Source organism: Bradyrhizobium sp. MOS001, assembly GCF_004634465.1.
Lineage (GTDB): Bacteria > Pseudomonadota > Alphaproteobacteria > Rhizobiales > Xanthobacteraceae > Bradyrhizobium > Bradyrhizobium barranii.
This window is the reverse complement of record NZ_SPVJ01000017.1, coordinates 1-19,906: the sequence shown is the minus strand read 5'-3', so window position 1 is coordinate 19,906 and position 19,906 is coordinate 1. Positions and strand designations below refer to the sequence as shown.

Below are 19,906 nucleotides of genomic sequence, written 5' to 3'. Positions count from 1 at the left end.
GGACCAGAGTGAGCCCGCGGCGTCACAGGGGTTAGCGCGGGCTCAGCTGTAATCGCCGGGATGGCAGCCGAACGCGTCGGGCTTCTGCATCAGGCCTTCACCGGGGACGATCTCGACGACGTCGTACCAGTCTTCCTTGTTCTTCATGTCCTTCTGCTGCTTGCCCTTCACGATGATCACCGGGCGGACGCATTGGTGATCCTCGGGGCGGTAGTGCACGTCGCCGACCAGGGAGGGGATCGTCTCGCCCTTCTCGTAGGCCTTGATCACGTCGGGCGGATTGAAGCTGCCGGCCTGCTCGCACATGTGGGCCCAGTGCGCGAAGCTGACATAGGCGTTCTCGGCGCCCCATTCGGGCTTGTAGCCGTACTTGTTCTCGAAGGCCTCGTTGAACATCTTGGCGAGCGGGAACTTGTCCTCGATCGTCCACCAATAGTCGGTGGCGGCGTAGACGCCCTGCATCAGGCCGCCGGTCTCGCGCGCGATGAAGGGCACCTGGTAGGGAACGACCAGCTTCATCTTGTCGAGCACGCCGAACTGCTTGGCCTGCTGGGTCGACAGTACCGCGTCGTGGCCCCAGTTGACGTTGATGAGCACGTCGGCGCCGGAATTCGCGACGTTCAGCAGATATGAGGAGTAGTCGGGCGCGCCGAGCGGTGCGACCTGGTTGGTCACCGTCGTCCAGCCCGCGGTCGCGAGGAAGTCCTGCATCGACTTGGTGACGGTGTGGCCGTAGGTGTAATCAGGCGTCAGGTAGGCGGCCTTCTTGTTCTTGCCGAACTCTCTCACCATCACCGGGCCGATCGCCGCGGCGGCGGTCTGGCCGAAGAAGTTCTGGCGGAAGCCGTAGCGAACGCAGTCCTTGCCGGTGGTGTCGTTCGAGCCGGAAATGCCGCACACGAACAGCACGTGTTCGCGCTGCGCGAGCTTGTTGAGCGCGACCGCAACGGCGCTCGACGTGCCGCCGGTGATCATGATCGCCTTGTTCTCGCTGATGAAGCGCTGCTGCGCCTGCACCGCCTCGTTCGGCTTGGCCGCGGAATCCGCGACGCCGAACTTCAGCTCCTTGCCGAGTACGCCCTTGCTGGTCTTCGGCGAGATCTTCTTGATCAGGTCATGGCCGCTGTTGATGTGCTCGATCGCGAGCTGGTAGCCCTTGAGCTCGTCCTCGCCCTGCACGGCGTAGGTGCCGGTGCGCGGGACCGAGATTCCGATGAAGGCGGTGGAACCCGAAACGCCGGCGGGATACGAGCCGATCGCCGGCTTGTCCTCGGCAAAGGCCGGCATCGCGGGCAGCATCGAGCCGCCGATGAGGCTAGCTGTGGTCTGGAGCAGGCCACGGCGCGAGAGGCCGCGGCGGATGAGATCGTCAGTCATGGTCGTTCCTCCGAACATCGTTCTTGTTTGCGGGCGCAAGCACGACCTGTCCGGCGCCAGCCGACCTCGCTGGCCTGCTGCGCCGGGCACGTCACATCCGCGTGTAGCTCTTGGCCCTAAGCATTGCTTGTGAAGCCCTTCTGTCAATTTCGTCTTTGGTCGAACGACGAAAATTATCACGTGAAAACATATCGGATCACGATATATATTAGTCTTTGTGAGTACGAGGCTGGCGGGTTCGGCGAGAGAAATGGCGCGGCAGACGACAGTGGCGGGTGCCCGGAAGCGACGATCCTGGCCGCGGGAGGCGGAGCGGCCGGAGGCCGCGTGGCCCGCGGGGGAGGGCAGCGACCAGCGCGCGGCGCCGCAGTCGGGCGATGCCTCCCGCGTGTCCGAGCCGCGCAGCCGGTCAGCCGGCCGGCGCGGACCCGTCGTCGGCTCCGTCCAGGCCAAGGTCCAGGCCAAGCGCGCGCCCGGCCCGATGCAGAAGCTGAGCGTGCGTGCACAGAATGTTCTGAAGGAGCTTGCGGTGGAGCTCACCGGCGAACAGCCGCCGAAGGGGAATTGGCTGCCATCGCGCGAGTTGCTGCTCGCGCTGACGGCCGAGCGCCTTGCGACCGCGCGCAACTGCGGACCTCACACGATGCGGGAGATCGTGGATTGGGCCCAGGGCTGCGGCGTGACCATCAAGCCGGTGATCCCGCCCGGCGGCTCGCTGTCGCAGATGTGGGCGGAGTTGATTGCCAATGCGTCGGCAGGCAGCCTGACCAGCGCCGAGATCGCCAGCGCGCTGCAGCGCTCGATCAGGCGGAAGAGCGTTCGCATCCCGATCGCGTTTCAGGTCATCCTGGTGAAGATCCTGCTCTCCAGTTTCGAATAGGCCCCGATATTTGTGCATCCGCGGCGCCGCTCGGTTGGTTCCGCCGGTCCTTCCTTGCTAGTCTCGGCAGTGACCGCCCGCTTCACCGGCGGGCTCGACGTCGCAGGCAGGAATGACTCAATCGAAGCGGAAGACGACGCGCCCCTCCTCCGCGGCGCCCTTAAAGGGCGGCGCGATGCGCGAGGCCGACTATGCGGCGCTCGCACAGTTCCGCTATCAGCTCCGGACCTTCCTGGCGTTCAGCGAAGCCGCGGCCCAGAGTGCCGGGTTGACGCCGCAGCAGCATCAGGCGCTGCTGGCGATCAAGGGGCTGGCCGCCCCTGACGGCGCAAGCGTCGGCGACATCGCGCGTTTCCTTCTGATCCGGCATCATACCGCGGTGGAGCTGGTGGATCGCATGGCGAAGCTGAAGCTGATCGGACGGGAAGCCGATCCGCAGGACGCAAGACGCGTCCTGGTCAGGCTGACGGCCAAGGGCGAGCAGAAGCTGCGATCGCTCTCGCGCATTCACCTGGACGAGCTGGGTGCCGCCGCGCCCGCCCTGGCCAGGATCCTGCGATCGTTCCGGGCCAAAGCGCGCTGAGGCGCGGTTCAGGCGGCTGCGCCTTGCGCGGCGAGCTGAGCGGCCTGATGCTCGGTGGTCAGCGCGTCGGTCAATTCGCCGAGCGCTTCGCCGGCGATCACCTGCGGCAGCTTGTAGAGCGTCAGGTTGATGCGATGGTCGGTGACGCGTCCTTGCGGGAAATTATAGGTGCGGATGCGCTCGCTGCGGTCGCCGGAGCCGACCTTCTCCTTGCGCTCGGCCGAGCGCGCCGCATCGACGCGCTGGCGCTCGGCATCGTAGATGCGCGAGCGCAGGATGTTCATGGCGGAGGCGCGGTTCTTGTGCTGCGAGCGGCTGTCCTGCATCATCACCACGATACCGGTCGGGATGTGGGTGATGCGGATCGCCGATTCGGTCTTGTTGACGTGCTGGCCGCCGGCGCCCTGCGCCCGCATGGTCTCGATCCGCAGATCGTCGTTCTTGATATCGACGTCGACCTCCTCGACCTCCGGCAGCACGGCGACCGTCGCCGCGGAGGTGTGGATGCGTCCCTGCGTCTCGGTGTCGGGCACGCGCTGCACGCGATGCACGCCGGATTCGAACTTGAGTTTCGAGAACGCGCCGCGGCCCTGGACCTCCGCGATGATTTCCTTGTAGCCGCCGACCGTGCCTTCGCTGGCCGAGATCACCTCGACCTTCCAGCCCTGCAAGGCCGCGAAGCGCTCGTACATCCGGAACAGATCGCCGGCGAACAGCGAGGCCTCGTCGCCGCCGGTGCCGGCGCGGATTTCCAGCACCACGTTGCGGTCGTCCATGGCGTCCTTGGGCAGCAGCGCGACGCGAATCTTCTGGACCAGCTCTTCGATCTTGGGCGTCAGCTCGTCGCGCTCGGCTTCAGCCATGCCGCGCATCTCGGCATCCGTCGCGGGATCGGCGATCAGCGCTTCGGTGTCGGCGAGCTCTTTCACGGCGGAGCGATAAGCCTTCACCGCCTCGATCAGCGGGGTGAGCTCGGCGAGCTCGCGGGTGATCTGCACGTAGCGTTCGGAGGCGAGCTGGCCGAGCGATTCGGCCTCGAGCGAGGCGTGATGCGCGAGCAGGACGTCCAGTTTGGCTTCGGGGAGTGACGACATCGGTTCAGTCTCAAATGGCGGAAGAGGGCGAGGCGGCGGGAGGGGGCGACAGGCCCGCTACAACGCCAGGCCTTCGGCCTCGGCAAATTCCGTCAGCTTCTGCCGGATCGAGACGCTGCCGGAGGGCGCGTCCAGCAGCGGGCTGAGCATCGCTTCGGCCTTCTTGGCATCGAGGTCGATCACCATCGCCTTGACCGGGCCGAGCGCGGTCGCCGAGAGCGACAGCGAACGATAGCCCATCGCGATCAGCGCCAGCGCGCCGATCGGCTTGGAGGCCATCTCGCCACACAGCGATAACGACTTCTTCGCATCATTCGACTTCCGCGCGATCTCGCGCAGCACGCGCAGGATCGGCGCCGACATCGTGTCGAAGCGCTCGGAGACTTTCGCATTGCCGCGATCGACCGCGAACAGGAACTGGAACAGATCGTTGGAGCCGACCGAGATGAAGTCGACCTTCTTCAGGAGCTCGTCGAGCTGGTAGAGCAGGGCGGGCACCTCGACCATGGTGCCGATGTCGATGCGCTCCGGCAGGATGTGGCCGTGCTGGCGCAGATAGGTCAGCTCGCGCTCGACCAGCGCCTTTGCCGAGTCGAATTCGGCGACCTCCGAGATCATCGGGAACATGATGCGCAGCGCGCGGCCGCCGCCGGCGCGCAGCAGCGCGCGGATCTGGCCGCGCAGCAGGCCGGGGCGATCGAGGCCGAGCCGGATCGCGCGCCAGCCGAGTGCGGGATTCTCCTCGATCACCGCTTCCATATAGGGCAGTGCCTTGTCGCCGCCGATGTCGAGGGTGCGGAAGGTGACGGGCTTGGTGCCTGCGGCATCCAGCACCGTGCGATAGAGCGCGAGCTGGTCGCTGGTGCGCGGCAGGCTCTGCCCCACCATGAATTGCAGCTCGGTGCGGAACAGGCCGATGCCGGCGCTGCCGGTGTCCTCGATATGCGGCAGGTCGATCGCTAGACCTGCGTTGATCATCAGCTCGACCTTCTGCCCGTCCTTGGTGACGCAGGGACGGTCGCGCAGCGCAAGGTATTGCGCCTGGCGGCGGGCGCGGAAGCGCACGCGCTCGGCAAAGGCGGCTTCAACCTCCTGCGACGGGCGCACATAGATCGAGCCGGAGGTGCCGTCGACGATGATGGCGTCGCCGGGATCGGCGATGCCCGGCGCGTTCGGGACCTCGCCGACCGCGGGGATGCCGAGCGCGCGGGCCACGATCGAGACGTGGGAGTTGGCGGTGCCTTCCTCCAGCACGATGCCGCGCAGGCGCTTGCGATCGTAGTCGAGCAGCGCCGCCGGGCCCATCGCGCGCGCGATGACGATGGCATTGTCGGGCAATTGCTCGCGCGACGGCGCGTGGTCCTGGCCGACCAGCTGCCGCATCAGGCGGTAGCCGAGATCCTCGAGATCGTGAAGCCGGTCACGCAAATAGGGATCGGTGGAGCGCAGCATGCGCGCGCGGGTGTCGGACTGCACGCGTTCGACGGCGGCTTCCGCCGTGAGGCCGGTGGCGACCGCCTCATGCAGCTTGTGCGACCAGCCCTGGTCGTTGGCGAACATGCGGTAGGCTTCCAGCACCTCGCGGTGCTCGCCGCCCTCGGCAACGTCGCCACGCTCCAGCATGCGGTCGAGATCGGCGCGCAGCTTGGCGAGCGCGGTGTCGAGCCGCTTGATCTCCTTCGGCAGATCCTCGGCGATGTAGTCCTTGATGACGACGCGCGGCTCGTGCAGCACGACATGGCCGAGCGCAATGCCCTCCGAGAGGATGGCGCCGACCTTCTGCGCCGAATGGCGCGCGGCCGGCTCCTGGCCCGGCTGGGCCAGCGCCGACAATTCGCCGGAGGCGATCAGCTCCGCCAGCACCATCGCGGTGGTCTGGAGCGCCTCGAGCTCCTCCTCGACATAATTGCGCTTGGCGCGGTTCTGCACCACCAGCACGCCGAGCGTGTTGCCGGCGCGCAGGATCGGCACGCCGAGGAAGGAGTGGTAGATTTCTTCGCCGGTCTCCGGGCGGAACGAGAAGGCCGGGTGGCTTTGCGCGTCGCTGAGGTTGAGCGGGGTCGCCTCGCTGGCGACGAGGCCGACCAGGCCCTCATGGGCGCTCAGCACGGTGTGGTGCACCGCCTCGCGGTTGAGGCCTTCGGTGGCATAGAGCTCGAGCGTGTTGTCGATGCGCAGCACATAGACCGAGCACACCTCGGCCACCATATTGGCGGCGATCAGCACCACGATCTTGTCCAGCCGCTCCTGGGCCGAGACCTGCTCCGCCATGGTTTCGCGGAGCCGTCTCAATAAGACGCGGGGACCTCCCGACGCGCTCCGCATGAACCGTCAATCTCCTCCGTCTGCCTGGCCCGGCGGTATCGGCCGGCGGCTGGCCCAAAATTCCAGAAAAACAACCAAATTGTTCGTCCGGCGCAGGCACAAACACAAATCTACTCAAGATTTAGCGCTTGCACCGAATCAGCGCCGCCTGAACTGGGACACAGTCTGCGGCAGCCCACCCTGTTCGCCGTATAGCGAATTAAGGCTTGTTTTGCCAAGCAAAACGCCTGCCAAACGCGAAGGTGTGTACACCTTCGCGTTTGCTGCGACCGCTAAGAGAAAATTCGTCTAGGCCTGATCGAGACCGTAGAGCGTGTGCAGGGTGCGCACCGCAAGCTCGGTATAGGCGGTGTCGATCAAAACCGAGAATTTGATCTCGGAGGTTGTGATGGCCCGGATGTTGATATTCCGTCCGGCGAGGGCCGAAAACGCCTGGGCGGCGACGCCGGCATGGCTGCGCATGCCGCTGCCGATTACCGATATCTTGGCGACGTCGGTGGCGGTATCGAGCCGGGCATAGCCGATCTTGCCTTTGGCGGCCGTGATCGTGTCCTTGGCACGGGTGTAGTCGGCCGCCGGCACCGTGAAGGTGAGATCGGTGGTCTTGCCGTCCTCGGAGACGTTCTGCACGATCATGTCGACGTTGATGTTGGCATCCGCCAGCGGGCCGAAGATCGACGCTGCCACGCCGGGCTTGTCCTCGATCTGGCGTACCGAGATCTGGGCCTCGTCCTTCGAAAAGGCGATGCCGGTGACGACGTGGCTTTCCATGATCTCCTCCTCGCTGCAGATCAGCGTGCCGGGCGGCTGGTTGGCATGCGGGTCGATATCCTCGGGCTTATCGAAGCTCGAGCGGACGAAGATCGGCATGTTGTGGACCATGCCGAGTTCCACCGAGCGGACCTGGAGCACTTTTGCGCCCTGGGAGGCCAGTTCCAGCATGTCTTCGAACGCGATCTTGTCGAGGCGGCGGGCCTTCGGCACGATTCGCGGGTCGGTGGTGTAGACGCCGTCGACATCGGTGTAGATGTCGCAGCGGTCGGCCTTGACGGCGGCGGCGATCGCCACGGCCGAGGTGTCGGAGCCGCCGCGGCCGAGCGTGGTGATGCGATTGGTCTCGGGATTGATGCCCTGGAAGCCGGCGATGACCGCGACCTCCTTGCGCTCCCGGAAGCGCTTGATGATCTCGCTGCCGTCGATGTCCTCGATTCGGGCCGAGGCATGGGCGTCGCTGGTCTTGATCGGGATCTGCCAGCCCTGCCAGGAGCGGGCCTGGATGCCCATGCCCTGAAGCACGATGGCGAGCAGGCCCGACGTCACCTGTTCGCCGGAGGCGACAACGGCGTCGTATTCGCGCGCGTCGTGCATCGGCGAGGCCTCGGTGCACCAGGCCACCAGCTCGTTGGTTTTGCCGGACATCGCCGAGACGACCACGGCCACTTCGTGGCCGGCGTCGACCTCACGCTTCACATGGCGTGCGACGTTGCGGATACGTTCGATATTAGCGACGGACGTGCCGCCGAATTTCATCACGAGGCGGCTCATGACGACGCGTGCATTCCCTCATAAGGATCAGTATGGTGACCCGCACCGGACGGGTGCCGGCGGACACCGACCGCGCGTATACATAGCGGCGGGGCCGGGGGCAAGCGGGTTCCTGCGGGGGCAGGGTAAGGTCCGGCCTAAGGTCTGGCTTGGGGGTATGGGTTAACCGAGATCATGGCGCGTTATATCGACGAGATCCTGCAACCGGGCGAGCGGGTGCTGTATTCGACCAATGCGCACTGGATCTTCTATTTTCCGGCCATCGTGGCCTGGATCGCGGCTCTCGCCTTTCTCGTCCTGATGCCGCAGGCCACGGCCGATGGCCTCTGGGTGCTGTGCCTCATAGCCGCTGGCGTCGTGGCTCTGGCCGCCCTTTACTGGACCATCAAGGGCTGGTTCCATCGCTTCACGACCGAGACCGACGTCACCAACTTGCGGGTTGTGCACAAGACTGGGTTCATCAAGCGCCGGACCTTTGAAATGGCGCTGGACAAGGTCGAGAGTGTCGACGTCGACCAGTCGATTCTTGGACGTATTCTCAACTACGGCGACGTGACGATTCGCGGCGTTGGCGAGGGGATCGAAAAGATCACGACCGTCGACTCGCCGCTCGCCTTCCGTAGTTCGATCACCACGCGGTAGGACCGCGCCTAACCATGAGCATGCAGCAAAATACTTCCGCAACCGCCACCGCCCAGCCGGGCTCGACCGTCGACGCCGCCGAGATCGCGAAATTCTCGAAACTTTCGGCCGAGTGGTGGGACCCCAACGGCAAGATGGCCCCGCTGCACCGGATCAACCCGCTGCGGCTCGGCTATATCCGCGATGCCGCCTGCCGCAAGTTCGAGCGCAACGTGCGCAGCCTCAACTGCCTCGGCGGCCTGCGCGTGCTCGACATCGGCTGCGGTGCCGGCCTGTTGTGCGAGCCGCTGTCGCGCCTCGGCGCCCAGGTCATCGGCGTCGATCCCTCGGTCAGCAACATCGCCGCCGCGAAGCTGCATGCCGACAAGAGCCATCTGTCGATTGATTACCGCTGCACCACGGTCGAGGAGATCGACCCGCGCGAGCGCTTCGACATCGTGCTGGCGATGGAAGTGGTCGAGCACGTCGTCGATGTCGGCGTTTTCCTCAAGCGCTGCGCGGCGCTGCTGAAGCCGAACGGGCTGATGGTGGTCTCGACGCTGAACCGGAACTGGAAGAGCTTCGCGCTCGCCATCGTCGGCGCCGAATACGTCCTGCGCTGGCTGCCGCGCGGCACCCACGAATGGAACAAGTTCGTCACCCCCGACGAGCTGACGAAGTATCTTTTGGATAACCGTCTCGTCATCACCGAGCAGACCGGCGTCGTCTACTCACCCTTCGCCGACAGATGGACCCTCTCCTCCGACATGGACGTGAACTACATGGTCGTGGCGGAAGGGATGGTGTGAGGGGTACGCGAGGCGCGAGCATCGCACCCATGACGTGGGCGTGATTGACCTGCTTCGCCGCTAGCGGCAGGTTGGCCACGGCTTCCCCTCCTACCGCTCCACCCGCATGCTCACCATCGCCAGCCTCTGGATTCCCTTCACCGTCATTGCTGCGCTCGGCCAGGTCGCGCGCAACGCAATGCAGCGGTCGCTGACGAAGCCGCTGGGGACCTGGGGCGCGACCAATATCCGCTTCCTGTTCGGCTTCCCGTTCTCGCTGCTGTTTCTGGGCGTGGTGCTGGTCGCAACCGGCGACCATCTCGGGATGCCGCCGACAGTGTTCTGGCCCTGGCTGCTGCTCGGGGCGCTCAGCCAGATCGTTGCGACCGGGCTGATGCTGCTCGCGATGAACGATCGTTCCTTCGTGGTGACGACGGCGTACCTGAAGACCGAGGCGATCCAGACCGCGATTTTCGGCTTCGTCTTCCTCGGCGATCATCTGACCTGGCTGAAGGTGCTGGCGATTGTGATCGCGACCGTCGGCGTCGTCATCACGGCGCTGCGGCCCGGCGGCGACAAAAGCTTTGCGGAATTGAGGCCGACCATCACGGGCCTCGTTGCGGCCGCGGCGTTCGCGCTCTCAGCCGTTGGCTTCCGCGGTGCCATCATCAACGTGCCTGACGTCTCCTTCGTGACGGCAGCGTCGTTCACGCTGGTGCTCGGCCTGTTCGTGCAGACGCTGATCCTGACCATCTATCTGCTCTGGCGCGCGCCAAAGGTGCTCCAGTCGATCCTGGGATTGTGGAAGCCGTCGCTGCTCGCCGGCTTCATGGGCGCCTTCGCCTCGCAATTCTGGTTCCTGGCATTCGCGCTGACGGCCGCCGCCAATGTCCGCACGCTCGCTTTGATCGAGGTGCTGTTCGCGCAAGGCGTGGCGTATTACTCGTTCAAGCAGCCGATCGCGCCGCGCGAGATTTTTGGTATCGCGCTGATCGTGGTCGGAGTCGCGTTGCTGGTGGGAGTCTGACGCGCTTCGCGCATCAGTTCCTATCTTCCGGGAGCGTCGGCAGCGGCGACACCTCGATGCCTTCGTCGATCAGCGACTTGGCCTCGTCGGGCGAAGCCTCGCCATAGATCGGGCGGTGCTCCTTGTCGCCGTAATGCATCGCGCGGGCTTCGTTCGCAAAGCGCTCGCCGACATTGTCGGCGTGCTTGACGATGTGATCGCGCAGCTCCTTGAGCTTGGCGCGCAACTCGCGCTCCTGCGCCATCATCAGCGAGGTCGGTCCCGACGGCGCAGCCTCGGGCGCAGGCGTTGAGGCCGGCTCCGGCGGCGGCGTCGCCCGTCCGCGGCCCTTCTTGCCGATGATCCGTGGGGCCATGATCGCCTTCTCGACCTTGGCCGAGCCGCAGATCGGGCAAGTCACGAGCTTGCGCTTCACCTGCGAATCATAAGCCGACGAGCTCTGGAACCAGCTTTCGAATGCGTGGCTTTGGTCGCAGTGGAGCGCGTAGCGGATCATGCCGATCCCCGCACGAGGTGAAGATGGTCCGGCCCGGCCTTGGGATCGGCGACGCCGAAGCGGCGGCCGTGCTGAAGCGAGGGGATCGCGCGGCGGGCGGTCTCGACCTTGGCCGGGTCGATCTTGGCCATGATGATGCCGGGCTCGACATCGCCCTCGGCGAGGATCTCGCCCCAGGGATCGATGATCAGCGAGTGGCCATAGGTCTCGCGCTTGTTCTCGTGCAGGCCGGCCTGCGCCGCCGCGAAGATGAAGCAGCCGGTCTCGATCGCGCGCGAGCGCAGCAGGATGTGCCAATGCGCCTCACCGGTCTTGCGGGTGAAGGCCGAGGGCACGGTGATGAAATACGCGCCGCTCTCGGCCAGCGCGCGGTAGAGCGCCGGGAAGCGCACGTCGTAGCAGATCGTCAGCCCGACGCGGCCCCAGGGCAGGTCGGAGATCACGGCGGTCTCGCCCGGCTGGTAATTGGCGGATTCGCGATAGCTCTCGCCGTCCGGCAATTCGATGTCGAACATGTGGATCTTGTCGTAGCTCGCGAGCACATTGCCCTCGGGGCCAATCAGGAAGGACCGATTGACCGCCTTCTCCGGCGAGAAGCGCAGCGCCAGCGATCCGACATGGATGTGGATCTTCAGCTCGGCCGCGAGCGCGCGATAGGCCTTCAGCGAGGTGTCGTCCTCTTCGCTCTGGAGGTGCTCGAACAACGCCTTTCGGTTGAGCTGCATCATGTTGCTGACTTCGGGCGTCTGCACGTAGTCGGCGCCATCGGCCGCAGCCTGCCGGATCAGCCTGGTGGCCTGCGCGAGGCTCGGCTCGGGCATCAGGCCGGTGCGCATCTGGATCATCGCGGCGGTGAAGGTGCGATCCTCGCTCATGACACCGCCTTTACGCTTTCGAGCAGGCCGTCGAGCTTGCCCTCGCGGTCGAGCGCATACAGCTCGTCGCAACCGCCGACATGGGTTCTGCCGATCCAGATCTGCGGGAAAGTCGAGCCCCCGCCGGCGCGGTCGTACATCTCTTCGCGCCAGGACGGGTTCCTGGCGATGTCGAACTCCGTGAAGGTTGCCTTCTTGCGGGTCAGCAGCGATTTGGCGGCGGAACAATAGCCACAGCCCGGCCTGGTGTAGATTTCGACAGCGTCGGTCATGTCGTGTGGCGCTCTCATGTCATGAAGTCATTGAATTATATGGGACGGGGGCCGCTCTCGACAACCCGGGCGAACACCAGCACGTCCACCTGGGCCGCCTTGGCGCGGAGCAGGGCCCGCGCACAGGCATCCAGCGTCGCCCCCGAGGTCAGGACATCGCCGATCAGGACGATGCGGCGGCCCTGGATTTCCGCCTGGCGGTCGGGGGATACCTGGAATGCGCCCTGCACATTGGTGGCGCGCTGGGTCCGCGACAGGCCGATCTGCTGCTCGGTCGCGCGCACCCGGCGCAGCACTTCACCGCGCACCCTGACACCGCTCTGCCGCGCGATGATGCGCGCCAGCGCCCCGGACTGGTTGTAGCGGCGCCGCCACGCCCGGCGCCAATGCAGGGGCACCGGCACCAGCATGTCGGCTCCGGTGAGCAGTTCGGCGCCCGCGCGCGCCATCCAGCGACCCATGGCCGGCGCCAGATCGGTACGGTCCTGGTATTTCAGCGCATGCACCAGCGTGCGCGCGACGTCGTCATAGCGCACCGCCGCGCGTGCACGCTGGTAGGCCGGCGGGCTCGCGATCGCCTCCATCGACAGCATGTCGGGGCCGGGATCATAGACGAAGGGAATGCCGAGGCGCGGGCAATAGGGTCGTTCGATGAACGACAGCCGCGCCCAGCAGGCCGCGCAGACGCCTTCGCCATCGACCGGCTCCCGGCAGGACACGCACAATGTTGGCAGCGCAATGTCGAGCGCGAGCCGTGCGGCACGCGACAGCACGTGGCGGCCGGCCGTCCATGCGGCACGCAACGGCGCGGCGATGGAGCGGGTGGGGGCGGCGTCGGCTTCCATGAGGGGAGGCTAGCGTTATGGGAAGAGCCGCTCAAGCGACTGAATCGGTCTCGTGCCCCGGACGCAGCGCAGCGCTCCCGGCGATGCGAAGCATCGTCCGGTGCGGTGCGCTGCAGAGCCGGGGCCCATCTCGCCGCATCGTGCGGAGGTGCCTTCTGGGTCCCGGCTCTGCGCAGCAGCGCTAAGAGCGCCGCAGCGCGTCCGGGACACGAGAGAGGAGATTGCCATGGCGGTCGTGATCGGCGTAACCAGCGGCATGGCCCAGACCCCGCAAACGCCGCCCGCTCTGTTCGATCGCGCATTGCTGCATGCGCGGCAGCGGCGCGCACATGCGCAGGGCGAGGTGACATTCCTGCTCGATCGTGTTGCAGAGGACATGACCGACCGCCTGGCCGCCGTGATGCGGGAGTTTCACGCTGCGGCCGATCTCTGGACGCCCGGAGAGGGGCTCACGGGGCCGCCACCACTTCAGCGGATCGCGATCGACGAAGCGGGTGCGGAAAAACTGCCCTTTGCCCCGGAAAGTCTCGACCTCGTCGTCTCGGCGCTGGCGCTGCAATTCGTCAACGACCTGCCGGGGGTGCTCATGCAGGTGCGGCGTGCGCTGAAGCCGGACGGATTGCTGCTCGCAGCGATGATCGGCGGCGACAGCCTGACCGAGCTGCGGCAGGCCTTTGCGGCGGCGGAAGCCGAATGCGAGGGTGGCGTGTCGCCGCGTGTGGCCCCGTTCGCGGATTTGCGCGACATCGGCGCGCTATTGCAGCGGGCGGGCTTTGCGCTTCCGGTGACCGATGTCGACCGTGTCGTGGTGCGCTACGCCAATGCGTTTGCGCTGATGCAGGATCTCCGCCGCATGGGCGCGGCCAATGTGCTGATCGAGCGGCGGCGCACGCCGACGCCCCGCGCGACGCTGCTGCGCATGGCCGAAATCTACGCCGAACGCTTTGCGGATGCCGACGGCCGCATCCGTGCGACATTCGACATCATCTGGCTCTCCGGCTGGGCCCCGCATGCAAGCCAGCAGCAGCCGCTGAAGCCGGGGTCGGCGAAAGCGAGCCTGGCGGAGGCGGTGAAGAAGGCGGGGAAGGAGTGATCCTCATGGTGAGGAGGCGCGTAAGGCGCGCTTAGCGGACGATGCTTCGCATCGCCGCGAGAACCATGCAGGCCCCGCTCTTGCCGTGTGGCCATCCTTCGAGACGCGCGTGCCGCGCTCCTCGGGATGAGGTCCGTACTCACATCAGCAAGTCGATCAGATGCGGGATCAGCGGGATGTCGGCGGGCGGCATCGGGTAGTCGCGCAGCTTGTTGGCGCGGACCCAGGCCAGGGTCTGGCCTTCGCGCGGGGTGACCAGCCCCTCCCAGCGCCGGCAGATGTAAAGCGGCATCAGCAGGTGAAAGGTCTCGTAGCCGTAGCTCGCAAAGGTCAGCGGCGCCAGGCACGGTTCGGCGACGGTGATGCCGAGCTCTTCGTGCAGCTCGCGGATCAGGCTCTGCTCCGGCCGCTCGCCGGGCTCACACTTGCCGCCGGGGAATTCCCAGAGGCCCGCAAGCGTCTTGCCCTCCGGGCGCTGCGCGATCAGGACGCGCTTGTCGGCGTCGACGAGCGCGCAGGCCACCACCAATGTCAGTTTGAGATCGGCCATCGGCGTTCGGTTTAAGATCTGTAATCCCCGTTGATCGCGACATACTCCTTCGTCAGGTCGCAGGTCAGCACGCGGTCGCGACCCTTGCCGAGGCCGAGCGAGACCTTGATGGCGATTTCCGGGGCCTTCATCGCTTCCGACACCTGCGCCTCGTCATAGGACGGATCGCGCGCGCCGCTCTTGGCGACGCGGATGCCGTTGAAGGAGATCGAGAGCTTGTCGCGATCGGCCGGCTCGCCGGCCTTGCCGACCGCCATCACCACGCGGCCCCAATTGGCGTCCTCGCCGGCGATTGCGGTCTTGACCAGCGGCGAGTTCGCAATCGACATCGCGATCTTGCGAGCCGACGCCTTGGTCTTGGCGCCTTCCACGGTGATCTCGACCAGCTTGCGCGCGCCCTCGCCGTCGCGGGCGACCTGCTCGGAGAGATTGGCGAGCACCTGGTTGAAGGCTTTCACGAAGGCCTTCAGGCGGGGGTCGCTCGCGCGGCTGATCTTCGGCGCGCCGTGCTCGGCGGCGGCGCCGGTGGCGAAGGCCAGCAGCGTGTCCGAGGTCGAGGTGTCGCCGTCGATCGTCACCGCGTTGAAGGTGTCCTCGACGCCGCTCTTGAGCAGGGCTTGCAGTGCACCGGGCGCGATCGGCGCGTCGGTGAAGATGAAGGACAGCATCGTCGCCATGTCGGGGGCGATCATGCCGGCGCCCTTGGCCATGCCGTTGATGGTGACCTTGGCCTTGCCGAGCTTGACGGTCGCGGTCGCGACCTTGGGGAAGGTATCGGTGGTCATGATCGCCTTGGCCGCGGCGAGATAGTCGCCGGGCTCGGCCGTCTCGGCCAGCCGGCCGAGCACACCGTCGAACTTGGTCGCGTCCAGCGGCTCGCCGATCACGCCGGTCGAGGCCAGGAAGATCTCACCCTCGCTGCATCCGACCGCCTTGGCCGCGATCTTCGCGGTCAGCGCGGTGGAGCTGCGTCCGGTCTTGCCGGTGAAGGCATTGGCGTTGCCGGAATTCACCACCAGCGCGCGCGCCTTGCCGCCCTTCAGCTTGGCGCGGCACCATTCCACCGGCGCGGAGGGGCATTTCGACTTGGTGAAGACGCCCGCGACCGCGGTGCCCTTGTCCATTACCGCCAGCAGCACGTCGGTGCGGTTCTTGTAGCGGATGCCGGCTTCGGCCGTCGCAAGGCGGACGCCCGCGATCACGGGCATGTCGGGGACAGTTTTGGGGGCGAGCGGGGAGACGGAGGAGGACATCGGGGCGCCTTGGTCAGGTCTGGATATGCAGATGGCCGGGCATTTGCCCGGCCATTGCGACGTTAGATACTATTGGCGTCCGCGAAGTGACAGCGAATTCTTACTTCTTCGCGGGGGGCGCCATCTTGCTGTCGGACGGCTTGGCAGGGTCGGCCGGCTTGGCATCCGGTTTGGCATCCGCTGCCGGCTGGTCCGTCCGCTCGACCTTGGCTTCCGCGCGGAGCTTGGCGACGTAGTCGGCCTGGGCCTTGCGGGTGACGTACTGCTCGATCTGGGCCTTGACCTGCTCGAAATCAGGCGCCTTGCGGTTGCGCTTTTCCTCGACCTTGATGATGTGCCAGCCGAACTGCGACTTCACGGGATCGGAGATCTTGCCCGGCTCCAGCGTGAAGGCCACGGCCGAGAACTCCGGCACCATCTGCTCCTTGGTGAAGAAGCCGAGGTCGCCGCCATCGGCGGAGCCCGGATCCTTGGACTTCTTCTTGGCGAGTTCGGCGAAATCGGCGCCCTTGTCGAGCTCGGCCTTCACCGCCTTGGCCTCGTCCTCGGTCTCGACCAGGATGTGGCGGGCGCGGACCTCCTGCTCGCCGGTGATCTGCTTGGAGGCCTCCTCATAGACCTTCTTCATGGCGTCGGGGGTGGTGGCGGCCTTGCCCTCGTTGGCGAGCAGGCTGTCCATCAGCAGGCGGTTCCGGGCGAACGCCAGGCGCTTCTTGAACTCGTCGCCGTCGGCGACCTTCTTGTCCTCGGCAGCCTTGCTGACGATCTTCATGTCGATCAGGAAGGACAGCACGTTCTCGTCCTTGGTCGCCGGGTCCATCTGGGCGAGGCTCGCCCCGAGTTCCTCCTCGGCCATGGCAACGTCGCTCTTCTTGATTTCCGCGCCATTGACCTTCGCCAGCACCGGATCGTCGGCAGCCCGGCCGGGACCCGCGATCAGCGCCAACGCAAGGCAGCCCACGAGGGCGGTGGCGAGGCCGAAGCGCAGGCCGGTTTTGGTTACCGGGAACGAGGTGGTCATGGAAAATCCTTTTGTTGAAGCAGGGGGCTGCTCTAGCGGGGCGGACACTCGCCCAATTCAGGGGGGCTTGGCAACGCGAAAAGTCTGTCAAAATGATGAATTAGCCGCAATGCGCCCGCCGTTGACAAGGCCCTGACCGGGCCATATCTCTGCCCGGTCGCGACCATGGCGATGGCGTTTATTTTGCTGCGTTTTTGGCCGTTGAACCCAGACTTGCCCAATTCCCACCCATATGGCGGATGACCCCCCGCAGTCCGGGCTCTGTCGCCATCAGGCGTCACGGTGAGTTGATAGGCAGGGGGGTGACAACTTCTTGGCTGCAACGCGGTTGAATCGCGAACACAGGAACTAGGCATGATCGGCGCGCTCGCCCGCAAGTTTTTCGGCTCCGCCAACGACCGGCGGGTGAAGGGATACCAGTCCCGCGTCAACGCGATCAACGCGCTGGAGCCGGAGGTTTCGAAACTCTCCGACGAGGCACTGAAGGCCCGCACCGTCGAGTTCAAGAAACAGCTCGCCGAGGGCAAAACGCTCGACGATCTGCTGGTGCCGGCCTTCGCCACCGTGCGCGAAGCCGCCAAGCGCACGCTCGGCCAGCGTCATTTCGACGTGCAGCTGATCGGCGGCATCGTGCTGCACGAGGGCGACATCGCCGAGATGAAGACCGGCGAAGGCAAGACGCTGGTCGCAACGCTCGCGGTCTATCTCAACGCGCTCGCCGGCAAGGGCATTCACGTCGTCACCGTCAACGACTACCTCGCCCGCCGCGACTCCGGCTGGATGGGCCAGATCTACGGCTTCCTCGGCCTGACCACTGGCGTGATCGTGCACGGCCTGGACGATGCCGAACGCAAGGCGGCCTATGCCTGCGACATCACCTACGGCACCAACAACGAATACGGCTTCGACTATCTGCGCGACAACATGAAGTACCGGCTCGAGGACATGGTCCAGCGCCCGCACTTCTACGCCATCGTCGACGAAGTCGACTCGATCCTGATCGACGAAGCGCGCACGCCGCTGATCATCTCCGGCCCGCTCGACGACCGTTCCGATTTCTACAACACCATCGACGGCTTCCTGCCCCAGCTCGACAAGACCGATTACGAGGTCGACGAGAAGCAGCGTACGGTGACGCTGACCGAAGGTGGCATGGAGAAGATCGAGACGTTGCTGCGCGACGCCGGCCAGCTCAAGGGCGAGTCGCTCTACGACGTCGAGAACGTTTCCGTCGTGCACCACATCAACCAGGCGCTGCGCGCCCACACGCTGTTCACGCGCGACAAGGACTACATCGTCCGCGACGACGAGGTCGTCATCATCGACGAGTTCACGGGACGCATGATGGCCGGCCGACGGTATTCGGAAGGCCTGCATCAGGCGCTGGAAGCCAAGGAGCACGTCCAGGTCCAGCCGGAGAACCAGACGCTGGCCTCGATCACCTTCCAGAACTATTTCCGGATGTACGAGAAGCTCGCCGGCATGACCGGCACGGCGCTGACCGAAGCCGACGAACTCTTCGACATCTACAAGCTCGAAGTCGTGGAGATCCCGACCAACGTGCCGGTCGGCCGCCTCGACGAGGACGACGAGGTCTATCGTACCCAGAACGAGAAATACGCCGCGATCCTGGCCGAGATCGAGCGCGCCAATGCGCGGCTGCAGCCGGTGCTGGTCGGCACCGCCTCGATCGAAAAATCGGAAGTGATCGCCGAATACCTCAAGAAGCACGGCTACCGGCAGATCGATTTCGGCAACGAGAATTCGATGCAGAAGCTGTACGCCGCGGCCCGCGCCGGCAAGCCGGCAAAACTGTTCGCGGTGCTGAACGCGCGCTTCCACGAGCAGGAAGCCTATATCGTCGCGGAAGCCGGCGTGCCCGGCGCGATCACGATCGCCACCAACATGGCCGGCCGCGGTACCGACATCAAGCTCGGCGGCTCGCTCGAGATGCGGATCCAGCAGGAGACTGCCGGCATCGAGGACGAGGCGGAGAAGGCGAAGAAGATCGAGCAGATCAAGGCCGACATCGAGCACTTCCGCGAGATCGTGCTGAAGGCCGAGGAAGAGGTCGAGATCGAGCCGGCGAAGGGCTCGAAGCCCGCCAAGACCGTGAAGAAGCCCGGCGGCCTCTACATCATGGGATCCGAGCGTCACGAATCCCGCCGCATCGACAACCAGCTGCGCGGCCGTTCCGGCCGTCAGGGCGACCCCGGCCGCTCGAAGTTCTTCCTGTCGCTGGAAGACGATCTGATGCGCATCTTCGGCTCGGATCGCCTCGACAGCATGCTCCAGCGTCTCGGCCTGAAGGAAGGCGAGGCGATCATCCATCCCTGGATCAACAAGGCGCTCGAGAAGGCGCAGCAGAAGGTCGAGGCGCGCAACTTCGACATCCGCAAGAACCTGCTCAAGTTCGACAACGTCCAGAACGACCAGCGCAAGGTGATCTTCGACCAGCGCGTCGACCTGATGAAGGACGACAGCGTCGCCGAGACCGTTACCGACATGCGCCACGCCTTCATCGACGACCTCGTCGCCAAGCACGTGCCCGAGCATGCCTATGCCGAGCAGTGGGACGTCGCCGGCCTGAAGGAAGAGCTGAAGCGCGTGCTCGATCTCGACCTGCCGGTCGACGACTGGGCCAAGGAAGAGGGCATCGCCGACGAGGAGTTGCTCTCGCGCATCGAGACCAAAGCCGACGAGCACATGGCGGCCAAGGTCGGGCAATGGGGTCCCGACGTGATGCGTTACGTCGAGAAGACCATTCTGCTCCAGACGCTCGACCATCTCTGGCGCGAGCATCTGATCATGCTCGACCATCTGCGCCAGGTCATCGGCCTGCGTGGTTACGGCCAGCGCGATCCGTTGCAGGAGTACAAGACCGAGGCCTTCAATCTCTTCCAGGAGATGAGCGCTCACTTGCGCGAGGCCGTCACGGCGCAGCTGATGCGGGTCGAGATCGTCCCGCCGGAGCAGGAAGCCCCCGTGCTGCCGCCGATGGAAGCGCACAAGTTCGACCCGAACACCGGCGAGGACGAAATGGCGCTCGCCAGCGTCACGCTCGGTGCGCAGGCTTCCGACGCAGCTCTTCGCGATCCGAAGAACCCCGCAAGCTGGGGCAAGGTCGGCCGCAACGAGGATTGCCCGTGCGGCTCAGGCAAGAAGTACAAGCACTGCCACGGGCGGTACGCCTAGCCAATGAGATCAATGAGTTAGGCTTTTCGACTGTTCAAAACTCGGTCGTTTTTGTCTAACTCTTGA

18 protein-coding genes are annotated in these 19,906 nt (G+C 65.6%); 7 read left to right on the top strand and 11 right to left on the bottom strand.

What is annotated here, in order from left to right; genetic code table 11:
* Positions 1-42: 42 nt before the first annotated feature.
* The gene (locus CT676_RS21500; protein WP_135215337.1) at positions 43-1,377 is read right to left on the bottom strand and encodes a substrate-binding protein; all 1,335 of its coding nucleotides are present in this window, start codon (positions 1,375-1,377) and stop codon (positions 43-45) included.
* Between the two features lie 250 nt (positions 1,378-1,627).
* On the opposite strand from CT676_RS21500, the gene CT676_RS21495 reads away from it, so the two are divergent.
* Both CT676_RS21495 and CT676_RS21490 read left to right on the top strand, forming a co-directional pair.
* On the top strand, positions 1,628-2,257 hold the full coding sequence (locus tag CT676_RS21495) for a hypothetical protein (RefSeq protein ID WP_193560899.1): 630 nt from the start codon (positions 1,628-1,630) through the stop codon (positions 2,255-2,257).
* A gap of 112 nt (positions 2,258-2,369) precedes the next feature.
* Positions 2,370-2,840, top strand: coding sequence for a helix-turn-helix domain-containing protein (locus tag CT676_RS21490; protein ID WP_135215336.1), 471 nt, complete (start codon positions 2,370-2,372; stop codon positions 2,838-2,840).
* Between the two features lie 8 nt (positions 2,841-2,848).
* Here the strand turns inward: CT676_RS21490 and prfA are convergent, their stop codons facing one another.
* The 3 genes from prfA to CT676_RS21475 form a co-directional block, all read right to left on the bottom strand.
* Positions 2,849-3,934 carry a peptide chain release factor 1 gene (prfA, locus tag CT676_RS21485; protein ID WP_135215335.1) on the bottom strand — a complete coding sequence of 362 codons (1,086 nt, stop codon included), beginning with the start codon at positions 3,932-3,934 and terminating at the stop codon, positions 2,849-2,851.
* 57 nt (positions 3,935-3,991) lie between these two features.
* Positions 3,992-6,259, bottom strand: coding sequence for a phosphoenolpyruvate--protein phosphotransferase (gene ptsP / locus CT676_RS21480; protein ID WP_135215334.1), 2,268 nt, complete (start codon positions 6,257-6,259; stop codon positions 3,992-3,994).
* Between the two features lie 288 nt (positions 6,260-6,547).
* On the bottom strand, positions 6,548-7,804 hold the full coding sequence (locus CT676_RS21475) for an aspartate kinase (RefSeq protein WP_063980571.1): 1,257 nt from the start codon (positions 7,802-7,804) through the stop codon (positions 6,548-6,550).
* A 174-nt stretch (positions 7,805-7,978) separates the two neighbouring features.
* Between CT676_RS21475 and CT676_RS21470 the strand changes: the two genes are divergently transcribed.
* From CT676_RS21470 to CT676_RS21460, 3 genes are all read left to right on the top strand, one after another.
* Entirely contained in the window at positions 7,979-8,446 is a 468-nt protein-coding gene (locus CT676_RS21470) for a PH domain-containing protein (protein ID WP_135215333.1), read from the top strand.
* Between the two features lie 14 nt (positions 8,447-8,460).
* Positions 8,461-9,234, top strand: a complete 774-nt coding sequence (ubiG, locus tag CT676_RS21465) for a bifunctional 2-polyprenyl-6-hydroxyphenol methylase/3-demethylubiquinol 3-O-methyltransferase UbiG (protein WP_085403603.1) — start codon at positions 8,461-8,463, stop codon at positions 9,232-9,234.
* Positions 9,235-9,340: 106 nt separating this feature from the next.
* Positions 9,341-10,240 (top strand): EamA family transporter, encoded by a 900-nt coding sequence (locus CT676_RS21460; RefSeq protein WP_135215332.1) that lies wholly within the window; start codon positions 9,341-9,343, stop codon positions 10,238-10,240.
* Positions 10,241-10,253: 13 nt separating this feature from the next.
* Here CT676_RS21460 and CT676_RS21455 read toward each other — a convergent pair whose 3' ends face one another.
* Genes CT676_RS21455 through CT676_RS21440 form a run of 4 tightly spaced genes read right to left on the bottom strand, consistent with a single transcriptional unit; the run spans position 10,254 to position 12,728 of the window.
* Positions 10,254-10,736, bottom strand: a complete 483-nt coding sequence (locus CT676_RS21455; protein ID WP_071908489.1) for a DUF1178 family protein — start codon at positions 10,734-10,736, stop codon at positions 10,254-10,256.
* The gene (locus tag CT676_RS21450; protein WP_135215331.1) at positions 10,733-11,611 is read right to left on the bottom strand and encodes a carbon-nitrogen hydrolase family protein; all 879 of its coding nucleotides are present in this window, start codon (positions 11,609-11,611) and stop codon (positions 10,733-10,735) included. The genes CT676_RS21455 and CT676_RS21450 overlap by 4 nt, the downstream gene beginning before the upstream one ends.
* On the bottom strand, positions 11,608-11,883 hold the full coding sequence (gene grxC, locus CT676_RS21445; protein WP_135215330.1) for a glutaredoxin 3: 276 nt from the start codon (positions 11,881-11,883) through the stop codon (positions 11,608-11,610). The genes CT676_RS21450 and grxC overlap by 4 nt, the downstream gene beginning before the upstream one ends.
* Before the next feature lie 35 nt (positions 11,884-11,918).
* A complete protein-coding gene (locus CT676_RS21440) occupies positions 11,919-12,728 on the bottom strand; it encodes a ComF family protein (RefSeq protein ID WP_135215329.1) in 810 nt (269 codons plus the stop codon).
* A 226-nt stretch (positions 12,729-12,954) separates the two neighbouring features.
* Here CT676_RS21440 and CT676_RS21435 point away from each other — a divergent pair, with 226 nt between their 5' ends.
* Positions 12,955-13,821 (top strand): methyltransferase domain-containing protein, encoded by an 867-nt coding sequence (locus CT676_RS21435; protein WP_135215328.1) that lies wholly within the window; start codon positions 12,955-12,957, stop codon positions 13,819-13,821.
* A gap of 139 nt (positions 13,822-13,960) precedes the next feature.
* Here the strand turns inward: CT676_RS21435 and CT676_RS21430 are convergent, their stop codons facing one another.
* The 3 genes from CT676_RS21430 to CT676_RS21420 all read right to left on the bottom strand — a co-directional run bounded on the left by CT676_RS21430 (position 13,961) and on the right by CT676_RS21420 (position 16,645).
* On the bottom strand, positions 13,961-14,371 hold the full coding sequence (locus CT676_RS21430) for a (deoxy)nucleoside triphosphate pyrophosphohydrolase (RefSeq protein WP_028159577.1): 411 nt from the start codon (positions 14,369-14,371) through the stop codon (positions 13,961-13,963).
* Between the two features lie 11 nt (positions 14,372-14,382).
* Positions 14,383-15,624: a bifunctional glutamate N-acetyltransferase/amino-acid acetyltransferase ArgJ gene (gene argJ / locus CT676_RS21425; RefSeq protein ID WP_135215327.1), complete on the bottom strand. Its 1,242-nt coding sequence runs from the start codon at positions 15,622-15,624 to the stop codon at positions 14,383-14,385.
* A gap of 100 nt (positions 15,625-15,724) precedes the next feature.
* Positions 15,725-16,645 carry a peptidylprolyl isomerase gene (locus CT676_RS21420; protein ID WP_063980581.1) on the bottom strand — a complete coding sequence of 307 codons (921 nt, stop codon included), beginning with the start codon at positions 16,643-16,645 and terminating at the stop codon, positions 15,725-15,727.
* A gap of 354 nt (positions 16,646-16,999) precedes the next feature.
* On the opposite strand from CT676_RS21420, the gene secA reads away from it, so the two are divergent.
* Positions 17,000-19,840 carry a preprotein translocase subunit SecA gene (gene secA / locus CT676_RS21415; RefSeq protein ID WP_135215326.1) on the top strand — a complete coding sequence of 947 codons (2,841 nt, stop codon included), beginning with the start codon at positions 17,000-17,002 and terminating at the stop codon, positions 19,838-19,840.
* Positions 19,841-19,906 lie beyond the last annotated feature (66 nt).

Coding starts and splice junctions, on each gene's coding strand:
- CT676_RS21500 (WP_135215337.1), bottom strand. CDS start 1,377: ATGACTGACGATCTCATCCGCCGCGGCCTCTCGCGCCGTGGCCTGCTC.
- CT676_RS21495 (WP_193560899.1), top strand. CDS start 1,628: ATGGCGCGGCAGACGACAGTGGCGGGTGCCCGGAAGCGACGATCCTGG.
- CT676_RS21490 (WP_135215336.1), top strand. CDS start 2,370: ATGACTCAATCGAAGCGGAAGACGACGCGCCCCTCCTCCGCGGCGCCC.
- prfA (WP_135215335.1), bottom strand. CDS start 3,934: ATGTCGTCACTCCCCGAAGCCAAACTGGACGTCCTGCTCGCGCATCAC.
- ptsP (WP_135215334.1), bottom strand. CDS start 6,259: ATGCGGAGCGCGTCGGGAGGTCCCCGCGTCTTATTGAGACGGCTCCGC.
- CT676_RS21475 (WP_063980571.1), bottom strand. CDS start 7,804: ATGAGCCGCCTCGTGATGAAATTCGGCGGCACGTCCGTCGCTAATATC.
- CT676_RS21470 (WP_135215333.1), top strand. CDS start 7,979: ATGGCGCGTTATATCGACGAGATCCTGCAACCGGGCGAGCGGGTGCTG.
- ubiG (WP_085403603.1), top strand. CDS start 8,461: ATGAGCATGCAGCAAAATACTTCCGCAACCGCCACCGCCCAGCCGGGC.
- CT676_RS21460 (WP_135215332.1), top strand. CDS start 9,341: ATGCTCACCATCGCCAGCCTCTGGATTCCCTTCACCGTCATTGCTGCG.
- CT676_RS21455 (WP_071908489.1), bottom strand. CDS start 10,736: ATGATCCGCTACGCGCTCCACTGCGACCAAAGCCACGCATTCGAAAGC.
- CT676_RS21450 (WP_135215331.1), bottom strand. CDS start 11,611: ATGAGCGAGGATCGCACCTTCACCGCCGCGATGATCCAGATGCGCACC.
- grxC (WP_135215330.1), bottom strand. CDS start 11,883: ATGACCGACGCTGTCGAAATCTACACCAGGCCGGGCTGTGGCTATTGT.
- CT676_RS21440 (WP_135215329.1), bottom strand. CDS start 12,728: ATGGAAGCCGACGCCGCCCCCACCCGCTCCATCGCCGCGCCGTTGCGT.
- CT676_RS21435 (WP_135215328.1), top strand. CDS start 12,955: ATGGCGGTCGTGATCGGCGTAACCAGCGGCATGGCCCAGACCCCGCAA.
- CT676_RS21430 (WP_028159577.1), bottom strand. CDS start 14,371: ATGGCCGATCTCAAACTGACATTGGTGGTGGCCTGCGCGCTCGTCGAC.
- argJ (WP_135215327.1), bottom strand. CDS start 15,624: ATGTCCTCCTCCGTCTCCCCGCTCGCCCCCAAAACTGTCCCCGACATG.
- CT676_RS21420 (WP_063980581.1), bottom strand. CDS start 16,645: ATGACCACCTCGTTCCCGGTAACCAAAACCGGCCTGCGCTTCGGCCTC.
- secA (WP_135215326.1), top strand. CDS start 17,000: ATGATCGGCGCGCTCGCCCGCAAGTTTTTCGGCTCCGCCAACGACCGG.